Below are 24,146 nucleotides of genomic sequence, written 5' to 3'. Positions count from 1 at the left end.
GATCTCCCGGGTCAGGCTTGACGAGCGAGGATGTCGCGCACGGTCGCGACGAGGTCTTCGACCTTCGCCTCGACCTGGGCGGGGCGCGCGGCCTTCCATTCGGCGTTGGACTCGATCGACTTGGCGGCTTCGGCGCCGGCGACCAGATCCTTGATCTGGACGATGCCGGCGTCGCGCTCGTTCGAGCCCTGGATGATGACGCAAGGCGCCTTGCGGCGGTCGGCGTATTTCATCTGTGCCTTCATGCCGGACGAGCCGAGATAGCACTCGGCGCGGATGCCGGCGTCGCGGAGCGTCTTGGTCAGCGCCAGGTAGTCGCCCATGCGGTCCTTGTCCATGACGAGGACGACGACGGGGCCGATGGCATCGGCGTCGGCGAGGATCGGCGACTTGACCGCCTTCAGCGCCGAGACGAGGCGAGACACGCCGATCGAGAAGCCGGTCGCCGGCGCGGGCTCGTTCAGGAAGCGCGAGACGAGACCGTCGTAACGACCGCCGCCACCGACCGAGCCGAAGCGGACGATCTGGCCGGCTTCGTTGGGCACCTCGAAGGTCAGTTCGGCCTCGTAGACCGGGCCGGTGTAGTACTCGAGGCCGCGCACGACGGAAGGGTCGATCAGGATGCGGTCGCCGTAGCCGCCGGCGGCGACGAGGCTGGCGATCTCGGCCAGTTCGGCGACGCCCTCGGCGCCCTTCGGCGTCTCGCCGACGAGGCGGGCGAGTTCGGCGACGGTCGCGTCGGCGCCGTCACGGCGGGCCGCGGTGAAGGCGAGGACGACGTCGATGGCGGCAGCTTCCAGCCCCGCGCCCTTGGTGAAGTCGCCGGACTTGTCCTTCGGGTTCTCCCAACGGCCTTCGCCGAGGAGGTCGCGGACGCCTTCGGGTCCGATCTTGTCGAGCTTGTCGATGGCGCGCAGCACGGTCAGGCGCTTGGCCGCATTCTCGTCGCCGGAGAGGCCGATCGCCTCCATCACGCCGTCGAGGACCTTGCGGTTGTTGACCTTGACGACATAGTCGCCGCGCTTGAGGCCCACCGCCTCCATGGCGTCGGCCATCATCATGCAGATCTCGGCATCGGCGGCGACGGAGGCAGCACCCACCGTGTCGGCGTCGAACTGCATGAACTGGCGGAAGCGGCCGGGGCCGGGCTTCTCGTTGCGGAAGACCCAGCCGCAGCGATAGCTGCGATAGGGCTTCGGAATCTGCGTCCAGTTCTCGGCGGCGAAGCGGGCGAGCGGCGCGGTCAGGTCGTAGCGCAGGCTCATCCACTGCTCGTCGTCGTCCTGCAGCGAGAAGACGCCCTCGTTGGGACGGTCCTGATCGGGCAGGAACTTGCCGAGCGCATCGGTGTATTCGAGCAGCGGCGTCTCCACCGCCTCGAAGCCGTAGAGCTCGTAGATCTCGCGGATCTTCGTCAGCATCGCCTCGGTGGCGCGCACGTCGGCGGGGCCGCGATCGGCCAATCCACGGGGCAGACGCGCCTTCAACTTCTGTTCCGATGCCATGACCCGCTCGCTTCCCGTCTCGCCAACACGAAAACCCGCCGAAACGGGGCGGGCGCCACGGTTCCTAGACCGGATCGCCCGCAGGGACAAGCCGAGAGGCGCCTCCGACGTCGCGGGACTGCGTAGATCGTTGCGCATTACGTCGAATTCACGCGCCCACCAGTTGCCAACCCCTCACAATTCCGCCACGTTGCGGCTCCATCGGGCAAGGGCTGCACGCGGACGCGTCCTCGGTGCGCCGCCCGACTTCCGCCGAGCATCGAAAGGCTCCGCCCGCATGGATTCCGCCCGTCCGGACTTTGCCCAGTCCGCCGTGTCCCCCGAGCTTTCCATCGTCGTCCCGACCTACAAGGAGAGCGCCAACGTTCCGCGCCTCGTGGAGTTGCTGGACGCCGCGCTCGGCGGCATCGCCTGGGAGGTGATCTTCGTCGACGACGACAGCCCCGACGGCACCTCGCAGGTCGCCAAGGCGATCGCCGTACGCGACCCCCGCGTGCGCTGCCTGCGCCGCGTCGGCCGCCGCGGTCTGGCGGGCGCCTGCATCGAGGGCATGCTGTCGTCGGCGGCCCCGGTCGTCGCCGTGATGGACGCCGACCTGCAGCACGACGAGACCATCCTGCCGCAGATGTATGCCGCCATCCGCGGCGGCGCCGATCTGGTGGTCGGCAGCCGCTACGTCGACGGCGGATCGTCGAACGAGGGCCTGTCGTCGATCCGCCAGTGGGGTTCGGAGACGGCGACGTCGCTCGCCCGCCGCTTCCTCAGGATCGAACTCTCCGACCCGATGAGCGGCTTCTTCATGATTCGTCGCGAGCGGGTCGAGGCGATCGCCGGCGAACTGTCGCGCGAGGGCTTCAAGATCCTGCTCGACATCGTCGCCTCCTCTCCGGAGCGGCTGAAGACGGTCGAGGTGCCCTTCACCTTCCGCGAGCGGCAGGCGGGCGAATCCAAGCTCGACACGCTGGTGACCGCCGAATATCTCGGCCTCCTCTTCTCCAAGCTCTCCGGCGGTCTGGTGCCGGTGCGCTTCCTGATGTTCCTGCTGGTCGGCGCCTCGGGCATCGTCATCCATCTGGCGACGCTGAAGGTGGCGCTGCACGTCTTCGAGACGACGTTCTTCACCGGCGAGCTCTCCGCCTCGGTGGTCGCCATGACGTGGAACTTCATCCTCAACAACCAGCTGACCTATCGCGACCGTCGTCTGACCGGCTTCGCCTTCGTCTGGGGCCTCTTCACCTTCTATCTGGTGTGCAGCCTCGGCACGATCGCCAACATGGGCGTCGCCACCGGCCTCTTCGAGATGGCCGAGACCGGTCCCTGGATCGCCGGCTTCGCCGGTGCGGTAATGAGCGCGGTGTTCAACTACACCGTCTCCGCCGTGCTGACCTGGCGCAAGTGAGACCATGAGCGAGGCGACGCCGCGCACGACGACGACCGGGTGGCCCGCCGCCCGGATCGTCGCCCTGCTCCTCGGCCTGACCGCGGTCAGGCTCGCGGTCGCCGGATCGACCGGGCTCGTCGACGACGAGGCCTATTACCGCCTGTGGTCGGAACATCTCGCCCCCGGCTATCTCGACCACGCGCCGATGATCGCCTGGATGATCGCCGCCGGGCGCGCCATCGCCGGCGACGGGCCGCTCGGCGTGCGTTTCCTCGCCCCCTTCGCCACGCTCATCGGCTCGCTGCTGCTGTGGCGGGGTGCTGCGCTGCTGTCGGGCCGGGAGATCGCCGATCGCGCCGTCGTCTGGTTCAACGCCATGCTGCTGATCGGCGCCGGCTCGGTGCTGGTCACGCCCGACGGACCGTCGGTGTTCTTCTGGGGCGCGACGGTCTGGGCGATGGCGGAACTCGTCGCCTCGCGCGATCCGCGCTGGTGGCTGGTGGTCGGCGTCACCGCCGGCTGCGGCCTCGCCTCGAAATACTCGGTGCTGTTCCTCGGTATCGGCATCCTGATCTGGCTCGCCGCCACGGCTGAGAATCGGCGCTGGTTCAGGGCGTGGCAGCTGTGGGCGGGCGGCGCGATCGCGGCGGCCATCTTCGCGCCGGTCCTGTATTGGAACGCCACCCACGAATGGGTCTCCTTCGCCAAGCAGTTCGGCCGCACCGTGCCGCACGGCTTCCGGCCGGAGAAGTTCGGCGAGTTCGTCGGCGTGCAGCTCTTGCTGATCGGTCTGCCGATGGTGCCCTTCTTGGCGATCGGCGTGCGCTCGGCGGCACGGGCGCGCGACGTGGCCGGGCTGCTGGCACTGCTGACGTCTGCGCCCTTCCTCGCCTATCTCGTCTTCCACTCGATGCACGGCGGCATCGAGGGCAACTGGCCGGCGCCGCTCTACGCGGCGATCGCCTGGCTCGCGGCGCGCGGGGCGGGTGAGACGGGCACGCTCGCCGAGGCTTGGCGCGGCCGGCTCGAACGGCTGCGGCCGTGGGTGGTACCGGTCGGCTTCGCGCTGACGGGCCTCGTCTATCTCCACGTCCTGGTGCCGCTGGTGGTGCTGCCGGCCGATCGCGATCCGACGGCCCAGATGAAGGGCTGGCCGGCCTTCGGTCGGGCACTCGAGGCCAAGGCGGCCGAGGTCGGCGCGACGGTGTTCGCCGGGCCGAACTACACGCTCGCCTCCCAGCTTGCGGCGACGCTGGGGGCGCGCCGCGTCATCCCCTTCGACGAGCGGGTGCGCTACATCGATCTGCCGGTGCTCGATCCGAGGACCGTCTGCGCCACCGTCCTCGACGTCGAGCGGCCCGGCCGCGAACCCAGTGCCGAGGTGCGGGGACTGTTCGGCACGGTGACGCCGCTCGGCGCGCTGGCGCGCACGGCCGGAGGGCGGGTGGTCGAGGACCATCCGCTGTTCCTGCTCTCCGATGCGAAGGCCTGCGCGGGGGCGAAGCCCGCCGGCTGAGCCCCGCCCGTCAGGTCGGGGCGACGAGCCAGCGACGCAGAAAGAAGGCGGTCCGCTCGTAGGCTCGATCGGTCGCGTTCTGGTCGTAGCGGCGCGGGTCGGGGTCGGTGGCGAAGCCCGACACGACGCCGGAATAGAGATAGGCCTCGAACACCTTGCCCGTGCCGATCAGCCGCTTCTCGATCGCGTCGACCAGCGGCGCGGTGCGCGGGTCGTTGTCGGCCCAGTGGAAGAGGATCGGCACGCGCGTCCCGGCGATGCGCTCGGGCGACGGCGGCACGGCATAGAACGACACGACCGCACGAATACGCTGGCTCGCCGCGGCGAGTTGCAGCGCGAAGGTGCCACCCCACGAGAAGCCGACGGCGCCGACCGCGCCGGTGCATTCGGGATGTTTGGCGACGAGTTCGATGCCGGCCTCGAGCGCCGCGTTCACCTCCGCCGAGGCGAGGCGGGCGAGCGCGCCCTGGATCTCGTCGACCTGATCGGGCGAGATGCCCTGCGGCGAGGCGAGATCGGGCAGGAGCACGATGAAGCCGTCGAGCGCGAGGCGGCGGGCGAAGGCGCGGTGGAGGGCATCGGGGCCGCGCTGGCCGTGGATCAGCAGCACGCCCGGCCGGCGGCCGCCGCTGCGCAGGCGACTCAGCTGTCCCTTGAAGACCTGCCGGCGGACCTGGAAGGTCACCGTCTCCACCGTCAGACGCGGGTCGGGCTGCTCGGCCTCCTGCGCCGCGGCCGTTCCGGCGCCGAAGGCGGCGACCGACAGGCCGGCGGCGAGGGCGAGAAAGCGGCGGCGGTCGGGCGTCTCGGCGGTCATCGCGACGGCGGTTCCTGTGGGTGGACGGCGCCGCCGTCGAATCGACGGCGTCCGCGGAGGTTCACCATGACAGCGCGCGAGGTCGGCGAAAAGACGGCGGCGCTCCCCGGTCAGCGGCGAGGTCGGACGAAGGCGCTCCGCGCCGCTTCGATCACATCGCGCACGGCGCAGCCGTGGACGTGGTCGTTGACGAGACCCATCGACTGCATGAAGGCGTAGCAGGTGGTCGGCCCGACGAAGGCCCAGCCGCGCTTGCGCAGTTCCTTCGACAGGGCGGTCGATTCGGCCGTCACCGAGTTGGCGCAGAGCTCGGCCTTGGTCGGCTGCGTCGGGCGGGTCGCGGGGTCTGGCTCGTAGCTCCAGACGAAGGCGGCGAAGGAGCCCTCGCGATCGCGCAGCTCGAGGAAACGGCGGGCGTTGTTCAAGACCGCCTCGATCTTGCCGCGGTGGCGGACGATGCCGGCGTCGGTCAGCAGCCGGTCCATGTCCTGCTCGTCGAAGGCGACGATCGCCTCGGCGTCGAAATCGGCGAAGGCGCGGCGGAAGTTCTCGCGCTTCCTCAGGATGGTGAGCCAGGACAGACCCGACTGGAACCCCTCGAGGCAGATCTTCTCGAAGAGGCGCCGGTCATCGGCGACGGGGCGGCCCCATTCCTCGTCGTGATAGCGGCGATAGAGCTCGTCGTCGCCCGGCCACCAGCAACGGTCGTGCCCGTCCGGCCCCGTGATCAATCCGTCGACCTTCCCGTCCATCGCGCCCTCCCTCGGTTCGGCGGGAGCCTAGCAGAGCGTGAACAAAAAGGAAACGGGCGCCGAAGCGCCCGTCGTCGCGTGCCGTGGATCGTCCTCAGGAGAAGAGGGCGTCGATGTCGTCCTGGCTGGCGATGCCCTGGTCGGAGCCGAGCGCCGGGCCGTTGAGCAGAGACTGGTCTCCGAGACGGTGCTCGAGCTCGATCTCGATTTCCTTGAAGCTCTCCACGCCGCCCCAGATGTCCATCATCTTGATGATGCGTTCCTCGACGAAGCGCAGCGTGCCGACGACCTTGGAGATGCGCTGGCCGGTCAGATCCTGGAAGTTGCAGGCCTCGAAGATCTGGACGGTCGCCTCCTGGATGTCGGCGGCCATGCCGCGATCGGAGCCCTTGAGCTTGGCGGAGAGCGTGCCGGCGCGCTCGTCGATCAGTTCGGCGGAGGCCAGAATGACCTCGGTGGCGTTCTCGGTACCGAGCACGACGGCGTCGAGCTCGTTGGAGACGCGCGACAGTTCCTGACCGTTGCAGCCGGAGACGTGGAGGGTGGCGATCTCGCGCTTGGTGCGGTTGATGGCCTCGTAGATCAGGTCCATCTCGGCCTTGATCTTGCGGGCCTCCGCCTGATCGCGGCGCAGCTGTTCGAGCGCCTTCTCACCGAGTTCCTGGGTCGGCTGAACGAGGGCTCGCAGGGCGCGGATCTCGTCGATCACCTCGCGGTGGCGGTCCTCGTCCCGACCAGCCGCAGGTCCCGTCGCGGCGGAGCCCATCGCCTCGATGCGGAAGAGCTTTCTGGCGGCCATGAATGAATGCCCTCGTCGTCTTGCGGGTCGTCGTTTCCGGATCATGGCCCGTCGTCCTTAAGGAATGGTTTGCCGACGAGGTTGCGTCGAAGCGATCGCGGCGGAATTCCAACCGGCGCGGGAGTGCAACCAATCGGTAACCATGACGAAAGGTTTCCGCCTTCCCGAGAGGCATGGTCGATCTCGTTCACCATTCGGTTGCGGGGACGCGCCCAAGATACGGGAAGGACCGGATCCGAACGGAGGCCGGGCTTCACGACGACCGAGTGTGTGCCATGTATCGATCGTTTCTCTCCGCGGCGCTGATCGCCGGCGGGATCGCCGGGGCGACGACGCCCGCCGCCGCCTTCGACCGCTATGTCGACCGTCCGCCGGTGATGCTGTCGCCCAACGCCGTCTCTCCGTGGGTCAACCAGTTGCGCCAGCGGCCGGTTTCCTATCGCGACGTGACGGGGCCGGTGGTCTACGGCACCCGCACCGACATGTCCGCGCCGCCGAGCCGCTTCGCACCGCAGCCCGCCCACACCGCGGCGCTGGCGCCGAGCGAGGGACCGGGGCGCGACGAGATCGATCCGCGCTATCTGCCGACCGAGGTCGACTACAAGACGGCGCAGGCGCCGGGCACGATCGTCGTCGACACCTCCGAACGACGGCTCTATCTGGTGCTGCCCGGCGGCAAGGCGCGGCGCTACGGCGTCGGCATCGGCCGCCCCGGCTTCCAGTGGGCCGGCACCCACACCATCACCCGCAAGGCGGAATGGCCGGACTGGACGCCGCCGGCGGCGATGCTGAAGCGCAAGCCCGACCTGCCGCGCCACATGGAAGGCGGGCCGGACAACCCGCTCGGCGCCCGCGCCCTCTATCTCGGCTCGACCGAATACCGCATCCACGGCTCCAACGAACCGTGGACGATCGGTCAGGCCGTCTCTTCGGGCTGCATCCGCATGCGCAATCAGGACGTCACCGACCTCTACGGTCGGGTCAAGGTCGGCACTCGGGTCGTCGTCATGTGACGTGGTCCGCGACCGTAAAAAACGAAAGAGCCCCCGGAAGGTGACCTTCCGGGGGCTCTTTCGTTTCGGCAGGCGCGCGGTCCGTCAGGCGCGGGGGACGGCGCGACGATAGAGGTGCCAGGTGGCGTGGCCGAGCCAGGGCAGGACCACGACGAGGCCGAGGAACATCGGCATGATGGCGATCAGCAGCATGGTGGCGACGAAGATGCCCCAGCCGAGCGTCACCTGCGGCGCGGCGAGCACGGTGCGGATCGAGGCGATCATCGCGGTGACGAAGTCGACGTCGCGGTCGAGCAGCAGCGGATAGGCGACGATCGACACCGAGAAGATCGCGGTGGCGAGCACGGCGCCGAGCAGGTTGCCGGTGACCAGGAAGAAGACGCCGCGCGGGGTCGAGAACAGCATGTTCAGCACGTCCTCGGTCGGCAGCGGCCGCACGCCGAAGAACAGCGCCCAGCTGAAACCGGCGGCATAGACCCAGACGATCATGCCGAAGAGCGTGACCAGCGCCATGTAGCCGAGTTCGCGCCGGGCATGGGGCGGCACGGAGCCGATCAGATCGGCGATCCTCAGGCTCTCGCCCGTCTCCATGCGGCGGCTGGTCTCGTAGATCCCGACCGCGGCGAAGGGCGCGATCAGCGCGAAGCCGGCGGCAAGCGGATAGACGAGGAAGATCATGTCGAAGGACATCGCCGCGGAGAAGACGGCGAGGCCGCCGATCGCGTAGACGAGCCCGACCAGCAGGCCGAAGGTCGGCGCGGCGCGGAAGTCTCTCAGGCCGTCGGCGAGGGCGGCGGAGAGATCGTCGACGGTCAACGCGCGGACGTCGATCGCCGCGGTTGCCGGATGGGATGGTCCCGTTCTCGACGGGACGGTGTCTGCCACGATCGTCATGCGCGCCTCCTCGACCCGAGGGTCCGCGTACATGGCGCGGACCACTGCGTCAGAGTGCCACAGAATGGCGAGATTTCAACCGATTCAATCAGTGTTCCTTGGGTATTTTCACGTAAGCTTGACCGCAAGGACGTCCCGAGAGGGCGTCGGGAGGTGCCCAAACCTCGATCCTTCGTCCAATTTCGGGGCACGAAGGTCGGTTTTTGGTGACGACTCGGCCGAGGTCGGAGGGTGCCCCGGCGGAATGATCTCGATTTGGCCGAATTTCCCGGTAGGACTCGGAACCGCGGTCGTTTAGACACGTTCTCGGGTAAAACCGATGACCACGCCCAGCGGAGATCCGAAATGAAGAAAGTCGTCCTCCTCGCCGCCCTCGGCCTCGTCGCTTCGGCCGGCGCCTCCTTCGCCGGCGACGCCGCCAACGGCGAGAAGCTGTTCGCCAAGTGCAAGATCTGCCACGCCGTCCCCGGCCCGGACGCCACCACCAAGCCGACCGGCCCGAACCTGACGGGCGTCATCGGTCGCCCGATGGCCGGCGACGCCAACTACGCCAAGTACGGCGACGATCTGAAGAAGATGGGCGCCGACGGCAAGAAGTGGGACGAGGCTCAGCTCGCGGCCTATCTCAAGAACCCGAAGGAATTCAACCCCGGCACCAAGATGGCCTTCGCCGGCTTCGGCGAGGACAAGGCCGCTGCCGAGGACGTCATCGCCTTCCTCGCTTCGAAGAAGTGATCGGCGCCGCGAGCCTCTCGCGGACGGATGTGGAAGGGCCCCGGGAAACCGGGGCCTTTTTCGTTTCGGCCGAAGAAACGCGGCGCTCAGTGCTCGCCGTCGGGGGCGTGCTTCTTGCGGATCGAGCGCACCACCCAGAAGACGCAGGCGATCACCACCGGCACGACGAGGCCGGTCGCGAGCCCCGGATCGATCGGCAGGAGATGCGCCTCCTTGGCCGCCTTGAAGAGGTAGCCGAAGAGGCCGACGACGTAGTAGCTGACCGCCGCCACCGACAGGCCCTCGACCGTCTGCTGCAGGAGAAGCTGTTGGCGCGAACGGGCGTTCATCGAGGAGAGCAGATCGCGGTTCTGCTGTTCGAGATCGATGTCGACGCGGGTGCGGAGCAGTTGAGCGGCGCGGGCGAGCTTGCGCGACAGGTCGTTCATCCGCTCCTGGATCGACACCACCGTGCGCATCGCCGGATCGGAACGGCGGGCGAGGAAGTTGGTCCAGGTGCCGTAGCCCGGCACATGGTGTTCGTGCAGCAGCACGATCAGGTCCTTGACGATCTGGTCGTAGGCCCGCGTCGCGCCGAAGCGATAGGAACATTCGGCGACATGGGCCTCGAGATCGGCGGTCAGCCCCGACAGGCGCTCCAGCAGTTCACGGTTGGCGGCGAGCCCTTCGGTGGTGCGGATGGCGGCGGCGATCGCGGCGAGTTCGCGCTCGATGCGACGGACCTCGGGGCCGACGCCCTGCGCCACCGGCAAGCCGAGCATGGCGAGCGTTCGATAGGTCTCGATCTCGACGAGACGCTGCACCAGCGCGCCGGCCTGCTGTTCGTTGAGGCCGCGGTCGAGGCAGAGGATGCGGGTGTGGCCGTCGCCGTCCTGACGGAAGTCGGTCAGCGCCACGCCGGCGCCGCCATAGGCCTCCGAGACGCAGCAGCTCGCCGGATCGAACAGCGCGGCGGCGGCCGCGAGGTCGCCGCGGTCGGCCATCAGGTCGAGACGGATGGCGACCATCAGCGGGCCGGGCTGGACGAATTCGGTACCGAAGGGGTGGGTGCTCGGCAGCTCGGCGAAGAAGCGCTCGCCGTCGGTCGCCGGACCGTCCCAGGTGTAGCCGACGAATTCGGCGTGGCGTTCCCACTTGAGCCAACCGCCACCGACAGCCACGACGTGATGGCGCGTCTCCGGTCCCGGCCCGGCGAGGCCGCGGGCGCGGCAGAAGCGCTCGAGGAACAGCCGGTCGGCCTCGATCGCCTCGCGATGCACGAGGAAGGCGTAGTGCAGGAACACCCGCGGTGCGACCGCCGGCCGGAAGGGGCGGGCATGGACCTCGCCGAGGATCTCGGCACGGCGGGGATGGAGCACGAAACCGCGCGACAGGACGGCGGGAGCGTCGGTCGTCATCGGGCACTCCTTGGTCGACGGCGCGGAACTCATCTCGGCGGAGCGGAGGCCGCGGGTCAAGCCCGCCCGGCCATGCCGCACTGCGGAAAAACACATAGGCCGAAGCGGTCGGCGCGGCCACCATCCATGGTGCGACGCAACAACGCGGCAGCGCGCTTGCCAGCCGGACAGGCGACGCACGCGCGGCGCGGGCACCGGCCGGCCGCCGAGACGGCTTGACGATCGCGGTTCGACGGGTTCGAACTCGGCGGACCGAACGGCGCGCGCCGCTTCGGCGTCGCATCGGAGTATCCGCCCGCATGTCCGCCCCCTCCCCTCGCCGCCCGAGCGTCGGCCTGTTCGTGACCTGCCTCGTCGACACGATGCGGCCGACCGTCGGCTTCGCCGCGGCGAAGCTGATCGAGGATGCCGGCTGCGACCTCGTCGTGCCGGCCGACCAGACCTGCTGCGGCCAGCCGAACTTCAACGCCGGCGACCGCGACGGCGCTCGGAGCATGGCGAAGCGGGTGATCGCCGCCTTCGAGGGCTGCGACTACGCGGTGGCGCCGTCGGGCTCCTGCGCGGCGATGATCGCGCGGCACTATCCCGAGCTCTTCGAGGCGTCGGACCCGTGGCGCGCCCGCGCCGAGGCGCTCGCCGCGAAGACCCACGAACTCACCGCCTTCCTCGTCGACGTGATGGGCGTGACGGCGACCGCCGCGCGGTTCGAAGGCCGTGTGGCGCTGCACGACTCGTGCTCGGGCCTGCGCGAACTGGGGGTTCGCGACCAGCCGCGCCGGCTGCTCTCCGCCGTCGAGGGGCTGGAGCCGGTCGAGATGCGCGACTCGGAGGCCTGCTGCGGCTTCGGCGGCACCTTCGCGGTCAAATACCCCGACATATCGGGGGCGATCGTCGCCAAGAAATGCGCCGACATCGCCGCCTCCGGTGCCACGACGCTGGTCGCGGGCGATCTCGGCTGTCTCCTCAACATCGCCGGCAAGCTCACGCGCGAGGGCTCGGACGTCGAGGTCCGCCACGTCGCCGAAGTGCTCGCCGGCATGGCCGACGAACCGGCGATCGGCCGGTCGAGCGAGGAGGGCACGCGATGAAGGTCACCTCGCCCGCCTTTCCGGAGAATGCCGCCCGCGCCATGGCCGATCCGGTGCTGCGCAAGGCGCTCGGCAACGTCGAGGTCGGCTTCATGGCCCGTCGGCGCATGGGTGTCGCGAGCCTTCCCGAGTTCGAGGCGGTGCGCGACGCGGCGCGCGACGTGAAGGTCCACGTGCTCGCCCATCTCGACCTCTATCTCGAAGAGTTCGAACGCAAGGTCGTCGCCTCGGGCGGTCACGTCCACTGGGCGGAGACGGCGGAGGACGCGCGCACCATCGTCGCCGACATCTGCCGCCGGCTGGAGGCCAAGACCGTCACCAAGGGCAAGAGCATGATCTCGGAGGAGATCGCGCTCAACGAGCACCTCGAGGCGCTGGGCATCACGCCGGTCGAGACCGATCTCGGCGAATACATCATCCAGCTCCGCGGCGAGCATCCCTCCCACATCATCGCCCCGGCGATCCATCTGACCAAGGATCAGGTGGCGGAGGACTTCCGCGCCGCCCATGACCATCTCTCGCCGACGCGCGATCTCTCGGAGCCCGCGACCCTGATGGCCGAGGCGCGCGCGGTGCTGCGCGACCGCTTCGCCGCGGCCGACGTCGGCATCACGGGGGCGAACTTCCTGGTGGCGGAGACCGGATCGTCGGTGATCGTCACCAACGAGGGCAACGGCGATCTGACCCAGACGCTGCCGAAGGCCCATGTCGTGCTCGCCTCGATCGAGAAGATCGTGCCGACGCTCGAGGATCTCGACACGGTGATGCGCGTGCTGGCGCGCTCCGCGACCGGGCAGGAGATGAGCGTCTATACGACCGTCTCGACCGGCCCACGCCGCGCCGACGACCCCGACGGGCCGAGCGAATATCACGTCGTGCTGCTCGACAACGGCCGTTCGGCGATGCTCGGCACCGAGTTCGAGGACATGCTGCGCTGCATCCGCTGCGGTGCCTGCATGAACCATTGCCCGGTCTATCATCAGGTCGGCGGACATGCCTACGGCTGGGTCTATCCCGGCCCGATGGGCTCGGTGCTGACGCCGACGCTGGTCGGCATCGACCAGACCGGCCATCTGCCCAACGCCTCGACCTTCTGCGGTCGCTGCGAGGAGGTCTGCCCGATGCGCATCCCGCTGCCGCGGATGATGCGGGCCTGGCGCGGGCGCGAGCACGAGAAGGCGCTGAGCCCGGCGACGCAGCGCCTCGGATTGAAGCTCTGGGCGGCGCTCGCCACCCGGCCGGCGCTCTATCGGCTGGCCACCCGGATCGGCCGGGCGGGGCTGGCGCTCATCGCCCGCGGGCGCGGACGCATCGCCCGCCTGCCCCTCGGCGACGGCTGGACGAAGCATCGCGACATGCCGGCACCGCAGGGCGCCACCTTCATGCAGCGCTGGGCCGCCGGCGAACGCCCGCAGCGGGGAGAGACGCGATGAGCGGACGCGACGCCATTCTCGGCCGCCTGAAGCGCGGCATCGCCGGCGACGAGGCGACGCGACGCACCGCCGTCACCGAACGCCTCGCGGCGCGCGCGCCGGGGCCGATCCCGGCCAAGGCGAAGCTCGAGGGCGCGGCGCTGGTCGATCACTTCACGGCGCAGGCGGAGAGCGTCGCCACCACGACCGAGCGGGTCTCGAACGCGGCCGACGTGCCGGCGGCGATCGCGGCCTATCTTCGCGCCCGCAACCTGCCGCAGGCGATCCGGCGTGGCGCCGATCCGCGTCTCGCCGCGTTGCCCTTCGAGACCGAGGCGCAGCTCGACGTCTCCGTCGGGCCGTCGAGCGGGCGCGATCTCGTCGGCCTGTCGGCGGCGCTCGCCGGGGTCGGCGAGACCGGGACGGTGGTGCTGGTGTCGGGCGAGGACAACCCGACGACGCTCAACTTCCTGCCCGATCATCATCTCGTCGTGGTCTTCGCAGAGGATCTGGTCGGCAGCTACGAGGACGCCTGGGCGCGGATCCGGGCGCGGTGGGGCGAGGGCGTGATGCCGCGTGCCGTCAACATGATCACCGGGCCGTCGCGCTCGGGCGACATCGAACAGACCATGCTGCTCGGCGCCCATGGGCCGCAGGCGCTGCATCTGATCGTGGTCGGGGCATGAGAGCGAGGGCGGCATGATCCGGTTCTTCAAACACATCTTCGGCCGTCGGCCGACCCGCCGGCCCGCGACGCCGAGCGAGGCGAAGAGCGAAGAGGCGGTCGCCGCCGACACCGGCGCGTCGGCTTCGCCGGCAGCCCCTGCCGCAGCCGCGAGCCAGTCCAATGCCGCAGCCGCGGCTGCGGCCGGCGCCGCCTTCGTGCTCGGCGCGGCGATGAGTGCGCGCCCCGCCGCCGCGGGCGACGACGCCCCGGCCGCGGCGCCGAGCGCCGAACCGTGGAAGCCGGAGACCGAAGCGAAAGAAGACGCCGCGCCCGACCACGGGTCGAGCGGCCATGCCGCTTCGGATCCTGCGCCCGATGCCGATCCGGGCGAAGCCGGTCCCGCTCCGTCGCACGGCGACACTGGCGCGGACGCTGGCCCTGCCGACATGGGGCACACCGACACCGGCAGCGACATGGGCGGTGCCATGGACGGCGGCGATTTCGGCGGCGACGGTGGTGGCGGCGACTCGGGCGCCGACTGACGATCGATCGACCGCGTCGATCGGACCGATCAGAACTATTCGCTGGACCGAGGCGCCACGTCGCACGATCGTGCAACGAGCCGTCGCGATCGACGCATTCACCAACGAGGCCCCATGACCGAGACAACCGCCGCGTCGACCACGGCGCCGGCTGCCCGTGCGACGCCGGCTCCGCCGCGTTTCAGCGCCTACGATGCTCTGCTCTACGGCGTGACGATGTTCGGCTGGTCGACCAGTTGGATCGCCATGAAGGCGCAGGTCGCCGCGCCGGTCTCGCCCGAAGCCTCGCTCTTGTGGCGCTTCGTGCTCGCCACCGTGGCGATGTGGGTCTGGGTCGTCGTCGGCGGGCTGCGCATGCGCTTCTCGCTCCGCGCCCACGCCGGCTTCGCGGCGCTCGGCTTCTTCATCTTCTCGACCAACTTCGACCTGTTCTACCACGGCGCCAAGGGGCTGCCGTCGGGGCTGCTGTCGGTCGTCTTCTCGCTCGCCTCGGTCATCAACCTGCTGATGGGGCGGGTGTTCTTCGGCCACCGGATCTCGGGACGGGTGCTCACCGGCGGTCTGCTCGGCTTCGCCGGCGTCGCGGCGATGTTCTGGCCGACGATCGCCGGCGCCGACTTCGACCATGCCGCCGCGCTCGGCCTGTTGCTCTGCATCGCCGGGACGACCTGTTTCTGCACCGGCAACATGATCTCCGGCGTGCTGCAGAAGCGGTCGATCCCGGTGCTCTCGGCCACCGCCTGGGGCATGACCTGGGGCAGCGGCATCATGCTCGTCTACGTGCTCGTGGGCGGCGAAGGCTTCCGCTTCGACACGTCTGCGCCCTACGTCGCCTCGCTGGTGTGGCTGGCGCTGGTTTCGTCGGTCGCCGCCTTCTGGGCCTACCTCACCCTGCTCGGCCGGATCGGTGCGGCGCGCGCCGGCTATCTGACGGTGATGTTCCCGGTCTTCGCGCTGGCGATCTCGACCGTGGTCGAAGGCTACGTCTGGACCTGGCCGGCGATCGTCGGCCTCGCCGCGGTGCTCGCCGGCAACCTCTTCGTGCTGCGGCGCTGACGCGAAAGGCGACGGAAAGCCTTAACCGATCCTGAAGGGTCGGTGTGGGATGATGGCGACGAGAGAGGTGTCAGATGACCACCGTCGCCCGTCCCGTTCCCCGTCCCGCGCCGGCCGCCCATGTGGGCGGACGACCCGTGCCGCAACGGCCGACGGCGAAGCCTCTGCCCCATGCCGCCAAGACCGATCCCGCCCACGGTCATGCCCAGGGCCACCATGCCAAGGCGCCGAACTACCTGCTGATCGCGGCGGCCCTCGCCGTGGTGATGGTCACGGCCGCCGTCGCCGTCTGGGGCGGCGGAACGGCCCGTGGCTTCCGGTTCTTCGGCGGCGCCGAGGTCGGCGAGCCGCGGCGCGACGCCGACACCACCATGCTCTATCGCGACCTCAAGAACGGCCGGCTGATGGTGATGGAGGTCGGGAAGAACGGCACCAAGATGAAGGGCACGATCGACAAGAAGACGCTGCCCCTCGCCAACGACGAGACCGCCAATCAGCAGACGTCCCGCGGTTCGGCCGAAATCACCTCCTTCGACCGCGTCCAGGCGCTCGGCGCCGCCTTCCGCTGAGGCGCCGGTCGATCAGCCGAACATCGTCACCCCCGACGCCGACAGGTTGTCGAGCGAGGAGACGATGTGGCCGGTGAGCGCGTCGACCACCGGCAGGCTGGCGCCGCGGGCACGCAGCAGACCGATCTCGACCTCGGGCAGACGCGGCAAACCCTCGCGTTCGCCGAGCACCCGCATGCCGGGGCGCAGCGCCGATTCCGGCAACACCGACACCGCCAGCCCCGCCAACACCGCGGCGCCGACCGCCGTCGAGTTCCACGACACGTAGAGCAGGCGATGGCGGCGGCCGACGAACTCCAGCCCGTCGAGCGCGGCGCGACGCCAATTGCAGTTCGGCCGCCCCAGCGCCACCGGCAACGGGTCGATCTCGTGGGCGGCATGGCGCTGCGAGCCGACCCACAGCAGCGGCTCGCGTCGAATGATCTCGGCCGGCCCCTTCTCTCGCACGTGGGTGATGATGGCGACGTCGAGATCGCCCGCCGACATGGCCTCGACCAGCGTCGGGGTGGGCGCACAGACCACCGTCACCTCGGCGCGCGGGTTGGAGGCGGCGAAGCGGGCCAGGATCTCCGGCAGGAAGCGATCGGCATAGTCGTCGGGCGTGCCGAGGCGGACGCGGCCGGAGAGCTCGGCCTCCTCGAAGGCCGCCAGCGTCTCGTCGTTGAGCCGCAACATCCGGCGGGCATAGGCGAGCAGCCGCTCGCCGTGCTCCGACAGGCGCGACTGGCGGCCGTCGCGCGAGAAGATCGGCTTGCCGACCCGCTCCTCCAGCCGGCGCATCTGCATCGAGACCGCCGACTGGGTCTTGGCGACGCGGTCGGCGGCGCGGGTGAAGGACCCGCTCTCGGCGATCGCCACGAAGGTCTTCAGCTGATCGAGGTCCAGGGTCGCGGGCATCGGATCGATCCATCGATTTTGTTGATGCCAACGATTACCAACATTCGTTTGATCGATCAATCGACGTGAGGCACGGTGAGGACATTCCGGTCTCACCCTCGAACGCACCGCCGAATCACCCGATTCGGCGGATTTTCGTCGCGAGATCGGCCTTTCGGGACCTAAACCGCAGGAGAGCGCCATGTCCCCCGTCGTCGATCGCTTCGCCCTCGCCCCTCTCGCCGGCGCGCTTCACCGCGCCGTCGTCGCCGTGGCGAAGTCCTGGGCGCGCGCATGGACGAAGCGGCGAAACCGCCGCGCCGTGGTGACGCTGCTCGACCTCGACGACCGCATGCTCGCCGACATCGGCCTCAGGCGCGGCGACGTGGTGGCGGTGCTGGCCGGGTCCGGCCACGACGATCCTTCGACGCGGCTCCGCATCCTCTCCGTCGAACGGCGGGCCGGACGGCGGGCGATGCAGCGCGAGGCGCTGGCGGCGATGAACCCGGCATCGGTCCTCCCCCCGCCGATGCCGAAGCCGACCGCGTCGCGGTCGGCGCCTCAGGGCTCCGTCGCCTGAGGCGGCTCGGCCGCCGCCGGATCCCCTCCGGCGGCGGCCGCAGCCTCACCGGCGTGGGCCGCGGCGATCTCTGCGGCATCCTTCCAGAAACGGTCGAAGACCGCCTCGAGGGCGCGCGCCTGTTCGTCGCCGGCGGCGCGCGATGCCTCGAAGAGATGACCGACGGCGCGGGAGGGCGGCGGTACCGCGTCGTGTGCGGCGACCGGCTCGTCGATCGGCGGGCCGCCGTTGTTGAAGCCGCGCATGAACTCGCCGAGGATCTCGCCGAAGACGTTGCCCGGTCCGATCGGATTGGGCGTCTCGCGCAGGGTCTTGCCGACGAGGCGCGAGGTCGCCGGGCCGAAACTGTCGGTCAGGATCTCGTCGAGGGTGGGCGCGGCCCGCGGCTTGGGCTCGGCGAGATCGGCGAGCCCCTCGGTCAGGGGATTGGCTCGAAGCGTCTCGGCCAGCGCCGCCATCGCCCCTTCGGCGGCGAGCGGCAGGGCCTGTTCCAGCACCCGTTTGTCGACCCCGGACCCGGCCGCGACCGCATCGATCACCGCGGCGGTGACCGCCTGCGAGCCGAAGAGCCGCCCCAGCGCCTCGCCGCCGGGCAGGCTGGCGGCGAAGTCGGGCTTGGCCTTCACCAGACCCATCATCTCGGCGAGACCGCGCGGATCGGCGGCGCGACGGCGCATCGCCGCCGAGATCGCCGGCCCCAGCGCCTCGAGCGCGGTGCGCGCGTCGGCCGCTCCCAGACCGGTCGCGGCGAGGCGCTCGCCCAGCGCCGCGGGGTCCCAGAACTGGCGAAGGGCTTCCAACGTATCCTTCATCGGCGTTCGTCCCCCGGTATCGAATCGATCTTCGCGCGTGCCGGGGAAGCCGTCAAACCATCGCCCACCACCGACGATCGGTCAGAGACGCTGAGCCTTCCTTTCGGTATTTCGCATTTGTCCGGTCATCGACGGGCCTATAATGTGCGCGGCCCGACCAACCGGAACCGCCCATGGCCCGCGACACGATCGACGAACGTCCCATCGAGAGCCGCGACGACCTCGTCGCCTGGATCGCTGCCGGCGAGAAGCCGGCGGATCGCTGGAAGATGGGCACCGAGCACGAGAAGTTCCCCTTCCGCCGCACCGACGGTTCCCCCGTCGCTTACGAGGGCGAGGCGGGCATCCGCGCGGTGCTCGAGGGGCTCGCGGCGCGCACCGGCTGGGAGCCGATCCACGACGGCGAGGCGATCATCGGGCTCGCCGACGACGTCGGCGGCGGGGCGATCAGCCTCGAGCCGGGCGGCCAGTTCGAGCTCTCCGGCGCACCGGTCGACGACGCCCATGCGACCGCGGCCGAACTCGACCGCCACCTCGCCGACGTGAAGGCGGTCGCCGATCCGCTCGGCCTCGGCTTCTCCGGGCTCGGCACCTCGCCCGCCTGGTCGATGGCCGAGACGCCGGTGATGCCGAAGTCGCGCTATCGCATCATGATGAACTACATGCCGAAGGTCGGCACGCGCGGCCTCGACATGATGTTCCGCACCTCGACGGTGCAGGTGAACGTCGACTACGCCTCGGAGGCCGACATGGCCGCCAAGATGCGGGTGGGTCTGGCGCTGCAGCCGATCGCCACCGCGCTCTTCGCCGCCTCGCCGCTCCTCGACGGCAAGCCGACCGGGTTCCTGTCGACCCGCTCGGCGATCTGGCTCGACACCGACGGCGACCGCACCGGCATGCTGCCGCAGGCCTTCGAACCCGGCTTCGGCTATGCCGACTACGTCGAATGGGCGCTCGACGTGCCGATGTATTTCGTCAAGCGCGGCGCGACCTATCACGACGTCACGGGCACCACCTTCCGCCAATTCATGGCCGGAGCGCTCGCGGAGCGCATCCCCGGCGTGGTGCCGGAGATGGGCGACTGGACCAACCACGTCGGCACGCTGTTCCCGGAAGTGCGGCTGAAGCGCTACATCGAGATGCGCGGCTCGGACTGCGGCCCGCGCTCGCACGTTCCGGCGATGCCGGCCCTGTGGGCGGGCCTCCTCTACGACGCCGAGGCGCTCGAGGCGGCGACCCGCTTCATCGCCGACTGGACGGCGGAGGAGCGTCAGGCGCTGCGCGAGACCGCGCCGCGCCTGGCACTGGCGACGCCGTTCCGCTCGTCGACGTTGCGCGAGACCGCGCGCGAGGTCCTGGCGATCGCCCGCGAGGGTCTGAAGCGCCGCGGCCGAATCGATCCGGCGAGCGGGCGCGACGAGAGCGTGCATCTCGAGGTGCTCGACGAGATCGTCGCCTCGGGCAAGACCTACGCCGAGCGCCTCCTCGCCGATTTCACGGCGAACGGCGGCGACACGGCGGCGATCCTGCGCGCGACGGAGATGTGATCACCAGTCGCCGAGCACCGCCTGGACGATCGTCAGGGCCGCGACCGCGGCGGTATCGGCGCGGAGAATCCGGGGGCCGAGGGGGATCGGCGTGACGAAGGGCTTGGAGCGCAGCACCGCGCGCTCCTCCTTGGAGAAGCCGCCCTCCGGCCCGATCAGCACCGCCAGCGGGCCGCGCTCGAGGCCCGACAGGATCGCCATCGGGTTGGTCGTGTCCTCGTGCTCGTCGCAGAAGAGAATGCGGCGGCCGCCCTCGTGGACGTGCCAAGTGTCGAGCAGATGCTCGAGCGCGACGGGTTCCTCGACGCTCGGCAGCGTGATGACGCCACACTGTTCCGCCGCCTCGACGACGTTCGCCTGCATGCGCTCGACGTTGACGCGGCCGACCTGGGTGTGGCGGGTGACGACGGGGCGCAGGCGGCCGACGCCCATTTCCACCGCCTTCTGCACCATGTAGTCGAGCCGGGCGTGTTTCAGCGGCGCGAAGAGCCAGTCGAGATCGGGCCGCGGCGTCTGCGGCCGGGTCTGCTCGACGATCGACAGATGGCAGGCGCGCCGACCGGCCGGCGCCACATGGGCGAGCCATTCGCCGTTCTCGCCGTCGAAGACGAGAAGGCGGGCACCCTCCTCCATGCGCAGCACGTTGAGGAGATAGCTCGCCTGCTCGCGATCGAGATCGATGTCGGCGCCCTCGCGCAGATGGGCACGGACGAAGAGGCGCTGGAGGCGAAAATCGTAGCGGGCCATGGGCTTCGGAATCGCGAGAGGTCGGTCGAACCGTCATACCATGCCACGGGGGACGGCGTCAGGGCGGGCGACGCCGCGGGACGGAGTTGACCCCCGCCTTGACGGCCGCGACCCGCCCGGCCACCCTCGCCGCTCGACATCCCAGAGAGGAATCGCCTTGTCCGAACCGGTCGCCAACGTCGTCGAATTCTCCGTCTCGGAACTGTCGCAGGCGGTCAAGCGGGCGATCGAGGACGGGTTCGGCTGGGTGCGGTTGCGCGGCGAGGTCTCGGGCTGGCGCGGGGTGCATTCCTCCGGCCACGCCTATTTCTCGCTCAAGGACGCCAACGCCAAGATCGACGCCGTCGTCTGGCGCGGCTCGTTCCAGAAGCTGAAGTTCAAGCCTCAGGAAGGGCTGGAAGTGGTCGCCACCGGGCGGCTCACCACCTTCCCCGGCTCGTCCAAGTACCAGATCGTCATCGAGCAGCTCGAGCCCGCCGGCGTCGGCGCGCTGATGGCGCTGCTCGAGGAGCGGCGCAAACAGTTCGCTGCCGAGGGTCTGTTCGACGCCGCGCGCAAGCAGCCGCTGCCGCGTCTGCCGAAGGTGGTCGGCGTCGTCACCTCGCCGACCGGCGCCGTCATCCGCGACATCCTCCACCGCATCTCCGACCGGTTCCCGGTCCGCGTCGTCGTCTGGCCGGTGCGCGTCCAGGGCGAGACCTCGGCGCGCGAGGTGGCCGAGGCGATCGCCGGCTTCGACGCGCTGCCCGCCGACGGCTCCGGCCCGGTGCCGCGGCCCGACGTCGTCATCGTGGCGCGCGGCGGCGGCAGCCTCGAGGATCTGTGGAGCTTCAACGAGGAGATCGTGGTGCGCGCGGTCGCCGCCTGCACGATCCCGCTCGTCTCGGCGATCGGCCACGAGACCGACTGGACGCTGATCGACCTCGTCGCCGACCTACGCGCCCCGACGCCGACGGGCGCGGCCGAGATGGTGGTGCCGGTCCGCGCCGAACTCCTCGACCAGACCGAGGCGCTGGGGATGCGGCTCGGCCATGCCATCCGCCGTTCGCTCGAGCAGCGCCGCGCCGAACTGCGCTCGGCCGCGCGTGCGCTCCCCTCGGCGCGGGCGACGCTGGAGACGGCGCGCCAGCGGCTCGACATCGCGAGCGGAAAGCTCGGCCGGGCGCTCGACGCCGCCACCCGCGTCCACGCGACGCGTCTGGCGCGGGCCGCCGGGCGGCTGTCGCCGAACCTGGTGACCACGAGACTCACGCGCGAACGCGATCGGCTGGCGCGGGCCGGCGAACGGCTCGACCGTGCCGTCGGGATCGCTGCGACGCGGCGGCGCGACCGGCTCGACGGACTGTCGAAGCTCCTGTCGGCGCTGTCCTATCACGGGGTTCTGGCGCGCGGCTTCGCCGTGGTGCGCGACGCGGTCGGCCGGCCGATGCCGCGCGTGGCCGGGGCGACCGCCGGGGCCGCGCTCTCGATCGAGTTCGTCGACGGACGGGTCGGCGTCACCGTCGGCGAGGGGGCACCGCCCGCAGCGGTCGAGGCGCCTGCGCCTGCCCCCGCCCCAGCACCGCGCGCCAAGCGGCGGCCGGCATCGTCGGGCGATCAGGGATCTCTGTTCTGAACCATCGGAGGGACGACGCATGGATCTCGGGATCGCCGGCCGCAAGGCCATCGTCTGCGCCGCCTCCAAGGGGCTGGGACGCGCCACCGCGCTGTCGCTCGGCCGCGCCGGGGTCGACCTCGTGATCGTGGCGCGGGGCCGCGAGGCCCTGGAAGCGACCGCCGTGGACATCCGCCGCGAGACCGGCGCGCGCGTCGCCACGCTCGCCGCCGACGTCACGACGAAGGAAGGCCGCGCGGCGATCGTCGCGGCGCGGCCCGATGCCGACATCCTGATCAACAATGCCGGCGGCCCGCCGCCCGGCGACTTCCACGACTGGGACGAGGAGACCTGGCACGCCGCGGTCGAGGCCAACATGGTGGCGCCGATCATGCTGACGAAGGCCCTCGTCGACGGCATGGCTGCGCGCGGCTTCGGGCGGATCGTCAACGTCACCTCGGGAGCGGTCAAGGCGCCGATCCCGGTGCTGGGGCTTTCCAACGGTGCACGCTCGGGCCTGACCGGCTTCATGGCCGGGCTCGCCCGGCAGATGGTGGGAAAGGGCGTCGTCATCAACAACCTGCTGCCCGGCCAGTTCGACACCGATCGGCTGGCCGCGACGATGCGGGCGGAAGCCGCCCGGATCGGCATCTCGGAGGACGAGGCACGGGCCAAGGCGCGCGCGGCGATCCCGGCGGGGCGGATCGGCGACCCGGCCGAATTCGGCGAGGTCGCCGCCTTCCTGTGCTCGGTGCAGGCCGGATTCCTCGTCGGACAGAACATTCTTCTGGATGGCGGCAAGTATCCGGGAACGTTCTGATCGCGCGCCCTTGCGCTCGATCAAAGCCCGAACGAACGTGTCATGCGAAGGTCGAACATCCCCGGCGCGAACCGCCGGTCCGACGCCGCGGTCGGGGCCCCGAATCGCGGCAAGCGAACAACGAAGGAGGCCGCCATGACGATCAAGGACATGTTGGTTCTCGTCGACAACGGCTCGGCTGCGCCCGCCGGCGCGACGCCGCGCCCGCTCGGCCCCGCCCCGTCGGCGGCATTGGAACTCGCGGCAAGGCTCGGCGCCCACGCGACGGGCGTGGCACTGGCGGTCGATCCGATCGTGCCCGGATTCGTCGTGGCACCGCTGCCGGTCGAGGTGATCGAACAGGCCCGTCGCCAGGCGATCGCCGTCGCCGACGAGGCCGCCGCCGCCTTCTCGGCGGAGGCGACGCGGCTCGGCGTGAGCCACGAGACGCGGATCTCCGAGATCCTGATGGGCGGCGTACCGGAAGGCTTCGCCGCCGCGGCGCGCACCACCGATCTGGTGGTGATCGGCCAGGACGATCCAGACCATCCCGAGCCGATGCGCGAGGCGATGATCGAGACCGCCCTCTTCGAAGGCGCCGCACCGATGCTGCTGGTGCCCTACATCGTCAAGGCGCCGCTGTCGTTCGACCGGGTGATGATCGGCTGGGACGGCGGCCGCACCGCCGCGCGCGCGGTCCATGCCGCACTGCCGATCCTCAAGCTCGCCAAGAAGATCTCGGTCGTGATGATCGACCGGGCCGGATCACAGCCGGGACAGCCCGGCGCCGATCTCGCCGAATGGCTGGCGCGCCACGACCTGAAGATCGAGGTCGAGCAGATCGAGGCCGGCGACGTCGCCGTCGCCGACGCGCTGCTCGATCACGCCGCCGACCGGTCGTACGACGTGCTGGTGATGGGCGGATACGGGCACAGCCGGGTCAGGGAGTTCCTGCTCGGCGGCGCCACCCGCGGCATTCTCGCCTCCATGACCCTGCCGGTCCTGATGGCGCACTGAACGACCACGCCCCGACGAAGGAGACGGCGGG

24 protein-coding genes are annotated in these 24,146 nt (G+C 70.3%); 15 read left to right on the top strand and 9 right to left on the bottom strand.

Features of this window, described 5'->3' with window-relative positions; genetic code table 11:
* Positions 1-11: 11 nt before the first annotated feature.
* Positions 12-1,505, bottom strand: a complete 1,494-nt coding sequence (hisS, locus tag ACT53U_RS10340; RefSeq protein WP_476154763.1) for a histidine--tRNA ligase — start codon at positions 1,503-1,505, stop codon at positions 12-14.
* A 277-nt stretch (positions 1,506-1,782) separates the two neighbouring features.
* On the opposite strand from hisS, the gene ACT53U_RS10335 reads away from it, so the two are divergent.
* Entirely contained in the window at positions 1,783-2,904 is a 1,122-nt protein-coding gene (locus ACT53U_RS10335) for a glycosyltransferase (RefSeq protein ID WP_476154761.1), read from the top strand.
* Positions 2,905-2,908: 4 nt separating this feature from the next.
* Positions 2,909-4,402: an ArnT family glycosyltransferase gene (locus ACT53U_RS10330; protein ID WP_476154759.1), complete on the top strand. Its 1,494-nt coding sequence runs from the start codon at positions 2,909-2,911 to the stop codon at positions 4,400-4,402.
* A 10-nt stretch (positions 4,403-4,412) separates the two neighbouring features.
* Here ACT53U_RS10330 and ACT53U_RS10325 read toward each other — a convergent pair whose 3' ends face one another.
* From ACT53U_RS10325 to ACT53U_RS10315, 3 genes are all read right to left on the bottom strand, one after another.
* On the bottom strand, positions 4,413-5,219 hold the full coding sequence (locus ACT53U_RS10325) for a dienelactone hydrolase family protein (RefSeq protein ID WP_476154757.1): 807 nt from the start codon (positions 5,217-5,219) through the stop codon (positions 4,413-4,415).
* Between the two features lie 110 nt (positions 5,220-5,329).
* The gene (locus ACT53U_RS10320; RefSeq protein WP_476154756.1) at positions 5,330-5,971 is read right to left on the bottom strand and encodes a DNA-3-methyladenine glycosylase I; all 642 of its coding nucleotides are present in this window, start codon (positions 5,969-5,971) and stop codon (positions 5,330-5,332) included.
* A 94-nt stretch (positions 5,972-6,065) separates the two neighbouring features.
* Positions 6,066-6,770, bottom strand: coding sequence for a protein phosphatase CheZ (locus tag ACT53U_RS10315; protein WP_476154754.1), 705 nt, complete (start codon positions 6,768-6,770; stop codon positions 6,066-6,068).
* Between the two features lie 275 nt (positions 6,771-7,045).
* Between ACT53U_RS10315 and ACT53U_RS10310 the strand changes: the two genes are divergently transcribed.
* Complete coding sequence (locus ACT53U_RS10310) at positions 7,046-7,783, top strand: L,D-transpeptidase (RefSeq protein ID WP_476154752.1); 738 nt, start codon at positions 7,046-7,048, stop codon at positions 7,781-7,783.
* Between the two features lie 84 nt (positions 7,784-7,867).
* Here ACT53U_RS10310 and ACT53U_RS10305 read toward each other — a convergent pair whose 3' ends face one another.
* Entirely contained in the window at positions 7,868-8,677 is an 810-nt protein-coding gene (locus ACT53U_RS10305) for a DUF2189 domain-containing protein (RefSeq protein WP_476154750.1), read from the bottom strand.
* Between the two features lie 345 nt (positions 8,678-9,022).
* On the opposite strand from ACT53U_RS10305, the gene ACT53U_RS10300 reads away from it, so the two are divergent.
* On the top strand, positions 9,023-9,412 hold the full coding sequence (locus ACT53U_RS10300; RefSeq protein ID WP_476154748.1) for a c-type cytochrome: 390 nt from the start codon (positions 9,023-9,025) through the stop codon (positions 9,410-9,412).
* Positions 9,413-9,498: 86 nt separating this feature from the next.
* Here the strand turns inward: ACT53U_RS10300 and ACT53U_RS10295 are convergent, their stop codons facing one another.
* Positions 9,499-10,809, bottom strand: coding sequence for a DUF3422 family protein (locus ACT53U_RS10295; RefSeq protein ID WP_476154746.1), 1,311 nt, complete (start codon positions 10,807-10,809; stop codon positions 9,499-9,501).
* Positions 10,810-11,108: 299 nt separating this feature from the next.
* Here ACT53U_RS10295 and ACT53U_RS10290 point away from each other — a divergent pair, with 299 nt between their 5' ends.
* The 6 genes from ACT53U_RS10290 (at position 11,109) to ACT53U_RS10265 (ending at position 16,143) form a co-directional block, all read left to right on the top strand.
* On the top strand, positions 11,109-11,897 hold the full coding sequence (locus ACT53U_RS10290; RefSeq protein WP_476154745.1) for a (Fe-S)-binding protein: 789 nt from the start codon (positions 11,109-11,111) through the stop codon (positions 11,895-11,897).
* Positions 11,894-13,330 carry a LutB/LldF family L-lactate oxidation iron-sulfur protein gene (locus tag ACT53U_RS10285; protein WP_476154743.1) on the top strand — a complete coding sequence of 479 codons (1,437 nt, stop codon included), beginning with the start codon at positions 11,894-11,896 and terminating at the stop codon, positions 13,328-13,330. Before ACT53U_RS10290 ends, ACT53U_RS10285 begins: the two co-directional genes overlap by 4 nt.
* Positions 13,327-13,995 (top strand): LutC/YkgG family protein, encoded by a 669-nt coding sequence (locus ACT53U_RS10280; RefSeq protein ID WP_476154741.1) that lies wholly within the window; start codon positions 13,327-13,329, stop codon positions 13,993-13,995. Before ACT53U_RS10285 ends, ACT53U_RS10280 begins: the two co-directional genes overlap by 4 nt.
* Positions 13,996-14,008: 13 nt before the next feature.
* Positions 14,009-14,518: a hypothetical protein gene (locus ACT53U_RS10275; RefSeq protein WP_476154739.1), complete on the top strand. Its 510-nt coding sequence runs from the start codon at positions 14,009-14,011 to the stop codon at positions 14,516-14,518.
* Positions 14,519-14,632: 114 nt separating this feature from the next.
* Positions 14,633-15,574 carry a DMT family transporter gene (locus ACT53U_RS10270; protein WP_476154738.1) on the top strand — a complete coding sequence of 314 codons (942 nt, stop codon included), beginning with the start codon at positions 14,633-14,635 and terminating at the stop codon, positions 15,572-15,574.
* A gap of 74 nt (positions 15,575-15,648) precedes the next feature.
* Positions 15,649-16,143, top strand: coding sequence for a hypothetical protein (locus ACT53U_RS10265; RefSeq protein WP_476154736.1), 495 nt, complete (start codon positions 15,649-15,651; stop codon positions 16,141-16,143).
* Between the two features lie 12 nt (positions 16,144-16,155).
* Here the strand turns inward: ACT53U_RS10265 and ACT53U_RS10260 are convergent, their stop codons facing one another.
* The gene (locus tag ACT53U_RS10260; RefSeq protein ID WP_476154734.1) at positions 16,156-17,040 is read right to left on the bottom strand and encodes a LysR substrate-binding domain-containing protein; all 885 of its coding nucleotides are present in this window, start codon (positions 17,038-17,040) and stop codon (positions 16,156-16,158) included.
* 181 nt (positions 17,041-17,221) lie between these two features.
* Here ACT53U_RS10260 and ACT53U_RS10255 point away from each other — a divergent pair, with 181 nt between their 5' ends.
* Positions 17,222-17,599, top strand: a complete 378-nt coding sequence (locus ACT53U_RS10255) for a DUF1127 domain-containing protein (RefSeq protein ID WP_476154732.1) — start codon at positions 17,222-17,224, stop codon at positions 17,597-17,599.
* Here ACT53U_RS10255 and ACT53U_RS10250 read toward each other — a convergent pair.
* Positions 17,581-18,411, bottom strand: a complete 831-nt coding sequence (locus tag ACT53U_RS10250) for a DUF937 domain-containing protein (protein WP_476154730.1) — start codon at positions 18,409-18,411, stop codon at positions 17,581-17,583. The two genes, ACT53U_RS10255 and ACT53U_RS10250, sit on opposite strands and share 19 nt — an antisense overlap.
* A gap of 173 nt (positions 18,412-18,584) precedes the next feature.
* Here ACT53U_RS10250 and ACT53U_RS10245 point away from each other — a divergent pair, with 173 nt between their 5' ends.
* Positions 18,585-19,958 carry a glutamate--cysteine ligase gene (locus ACT53U_RS10245; protein WP_476154728.1) on the top strand — a complete coding sequence of 458 codons (1,374 nt, stop codon included), beginning with the start codon at positions 18,585-18,587 and terminating at the stop codon, positions 19,956-19,958.
* Here the strand turns inward: ACT53U_RS10245 and ACT53U_RS10240 are convergent, their stop codons facing one another.
* On the bottom strand, positions 19,959-20,705 hold the full coding sequence (locus ACT53U_RS10240; RefSeq protein ID WP_476154726.1) for a 16S rRNA (uracil(1498)-N(3))-methyltransferase: 747 nt from the start codon (positions 20,703-20,705) through the stop codon (positions 19,959-19,961).
* 151 nt (positions 20,706-20,856) lie between these two features.
* Here ACT53U_RS10240 and xseA point away from each other — a divergent pair, with 151 nt between their 5' ends.
* The 3 genes from xseA to ACT53U_RS10225 all read left to right on the top strand — a co-directional run bounded on the left by xseA (position 20,857) and on the right by ACT53U_RS10225 (position 24,115).
* Positions 20,857-22,320 (top strand): exodeoxyribonuclease VII large subunit, encoded by a 1,464-nt coding sequence (xseA, locus tag ACT53U_RS10235; protein ID WP_476155057.1) that lies wholly within the window; start codon positions 20,857-20,859, stop codon positions 22,318-22,320.
* Between the two features lie 19 nt (positions 22,321-22,339).
* Positions 22,340-23,119, top strand: a complete 780-nt coding sequence (locus tag ACT53U_RS10230) for an SDR family oxidoreductase (RefSeq protein WP_476154724.1) — start codon at positions 22,340-22,342, stop codon at positions 23,117-23,119.
* Positions 23,120-23,254: 135 nt separating this feature from the next.
* Complete coding sequence (locus ACT53U_RS10225) at positions 23,255-24,115, top strand: universal stress protein (RefSeq protein WP_476154722.1); 861 nt, start codon at positions 23,255-23,257, stop codon at positions 24,113-24,115.
* The last annotated feature ends 31 nt before the right edge of the window (positions 24,116-24,146 follow it).

It is taken from the genome of Pinisolibacter sp. DMC19 (assembly GCF_056313985.1).
The sequence above is the reverse complement of the archived record's forward strand: the minus strand, read 5'-3'. Positions and strand labels throughout refer to the sequence as shown.

What these genes read in the sequence shown, in the direction of transcription:
- hisS (WP_476154763.1), bottom strand. Translation starts at nt 1,505, where the DNA reads ATGGCATCGGAACAGAAGTTGAAGGCGCGTCTGCCCCGTGGATTGGCC.
- ACT53U_RS10335 (WP_476154761.1), top strand. Translation starts at nt 1,783, where the DNA reads ATGGATTCCGCCCGTCCGGACTTTGCCCAGTCCGCCGTGTCCCCCGAG.
- ACT53U_RS10330 (WP_476154759.1), top strand. Translation starts at nt 2,909, where the DNA reads ATGAGCGAGGCGACGCCGCGCACGACGACGACCGGGTGGCCCGCCGCC.
- ACT53U_RS10325 (WP_476154757.1), bottom strand. Translation starts at nt 5,219, where the DNA reads ATGACCGCCGAGACGCCCGACCGCCGCCGCTTTCTCGCCCTCGCCGCC.
- ACT53U_RS10320 (WP_476154756.1), bottom strand. Translation starts at nt 5,971, where the DNA reads ATGGACGGGAAGGTCGACGGATTGATCACGGGGCCGGACGGGCACGAC.
- ACT53U_RS10315 (WP_476154754.1), bottom strand. Translation starts at nt 6,770, where the DNA reads ATGGCCGCCAGAAAGCTCTTCCGCATCGAGGCGATGGGCTCCGCCGCG.
- ACT53U_RS10310 (WP_476154752.1), top strand. Translation starts at nt 7,046, where the DNA reads ATGTATCGATCGTTTCTCTCCGCGGCGCTGATCGCCGGCGGGATCGCC.
- ACT53U_RS10305 (WP_476154750.1), bottom strand. Translation starts at nt 8,677, where the DNA reads ATGACGATCGTGGCAGACACCGTCCCGTCGAGAACGGGACCATCCCAT.
- ACT53U_RS10300 (WP_476154748.1), top strand. Translation starts at nt 9,023, where the DNA reads ATGAAGAAAGTCGTCCTCCTCGCCGCCCTCGGCCTCGTCGCTTCGGCC.
- ACT53U_RS10295 (WP_476154746.1), bottom strand. Translation starts at nt 10,809, where the DNA reads ATGACGACCGACGCTCCCGCCGTCCTGTCGCGCGGTTTCGTGCTCCAT.
- ACT53U_RS10290 (WP_476154745.1), top strand. Translation starts at nt 11,109, where the DNA reads ATGTCCGCCCCCTCCCCTCGCCGCCCGAGCGTCGGCCTGTTCGTGACC.
- ACT53U_RS10285 (WP_476154743.1), top strand. Translation starts at nt 11,894, where the DNA reads ATGAAGGTCACCTCGCCCGCCTTTCCGGAGAATGCCGCCCGCGCCATG.
- ACT53U_RS10280 (WP_476154741.1), top strand. Translation starts at nt 13,327, where the DNA reads ATGAGCGGACGCGACGCCATTCTCGGCCGCCTGAAGCGCGGCATCGCC.
- ACT53U_RS10275 (WP_476154739.1), top strand. Translation starts at nt 14,009, where the DNA reads ATGATCCGGTTCTTCAAACACATCTTCGGCCGTCGGCCGACCCGCCGG.
- ACT53U_RS10270 (WP_476154738.1), top strand. Translation starts at nt 14,633, where the DNA reads ATGACCGAGACAACCGCCGCGTCGACCACGGCGCCGGCTGCCCGTGCG.
- ACT53U_RS10265 (WP_476154736.1), top strand. Translation starts at nt 15,649, where the DNA reads ATGACCACCGTCGCCCGTCCCGTTCCCCGTCCCGCGCCGGCCGCCCAT.
- ACT53U_RS10260 (WP_476154734.1), bottom strand. Translation starts at nt 17,040, where the DNA reads ATGCCCGCGACCCTGGACCTCGATCAGCTGAAGACCTTCGTGGCGATC.
- ACT53U_RS10255 (WP_476154732.1), top strand. Translation starts at nt 17,222, where the DNA reads ATGTCCCCCGTCGTCGATCGCTTCGCCCTCGCCCCTCTCGCCGGCGCG.
- ACT53U_RS10250 (WP_476154730.1), bottom strand. Translation starts at nt 18,411, where the DNA reads ATGAAGGATACGTTGGAAGCCCTTCGCCAGTTCTGGGACCCCGCGGCG.
- ACT53U_RS10245 (WP_476154728.1), top strand. Translation starts at nt 18,585, where the DNA reads ATGGCCCGCGACACGATCGACGAACGTCCCATCGAGAGCCGCGACGAC.
- ACT53U_RS10240 (WP_476154726.1), bottom strand. Translation starts at nt 20,705, where the DNA reads ATGGCCCGCTACGATTTTCGCCTCCAGCGCCTCTTCGTCCGTGCCCAT.
- ACT53U_RS10230 (WP_476154724.1), top strand. Translation starts at nt 22,340, where the DNA reads ATGGATCTCGGGATCGCCGGCCGCAAGGCCATCGTCTGCGCCGCCTCC.
- ACT53U_RS10225 (WP_476154722.1), top strand. Translation starts at nt 23,255, where the DNA reads ATGACGATCAAGGACATGTTGGTTCTCGTCGACAACGGCTCGGCTGCG.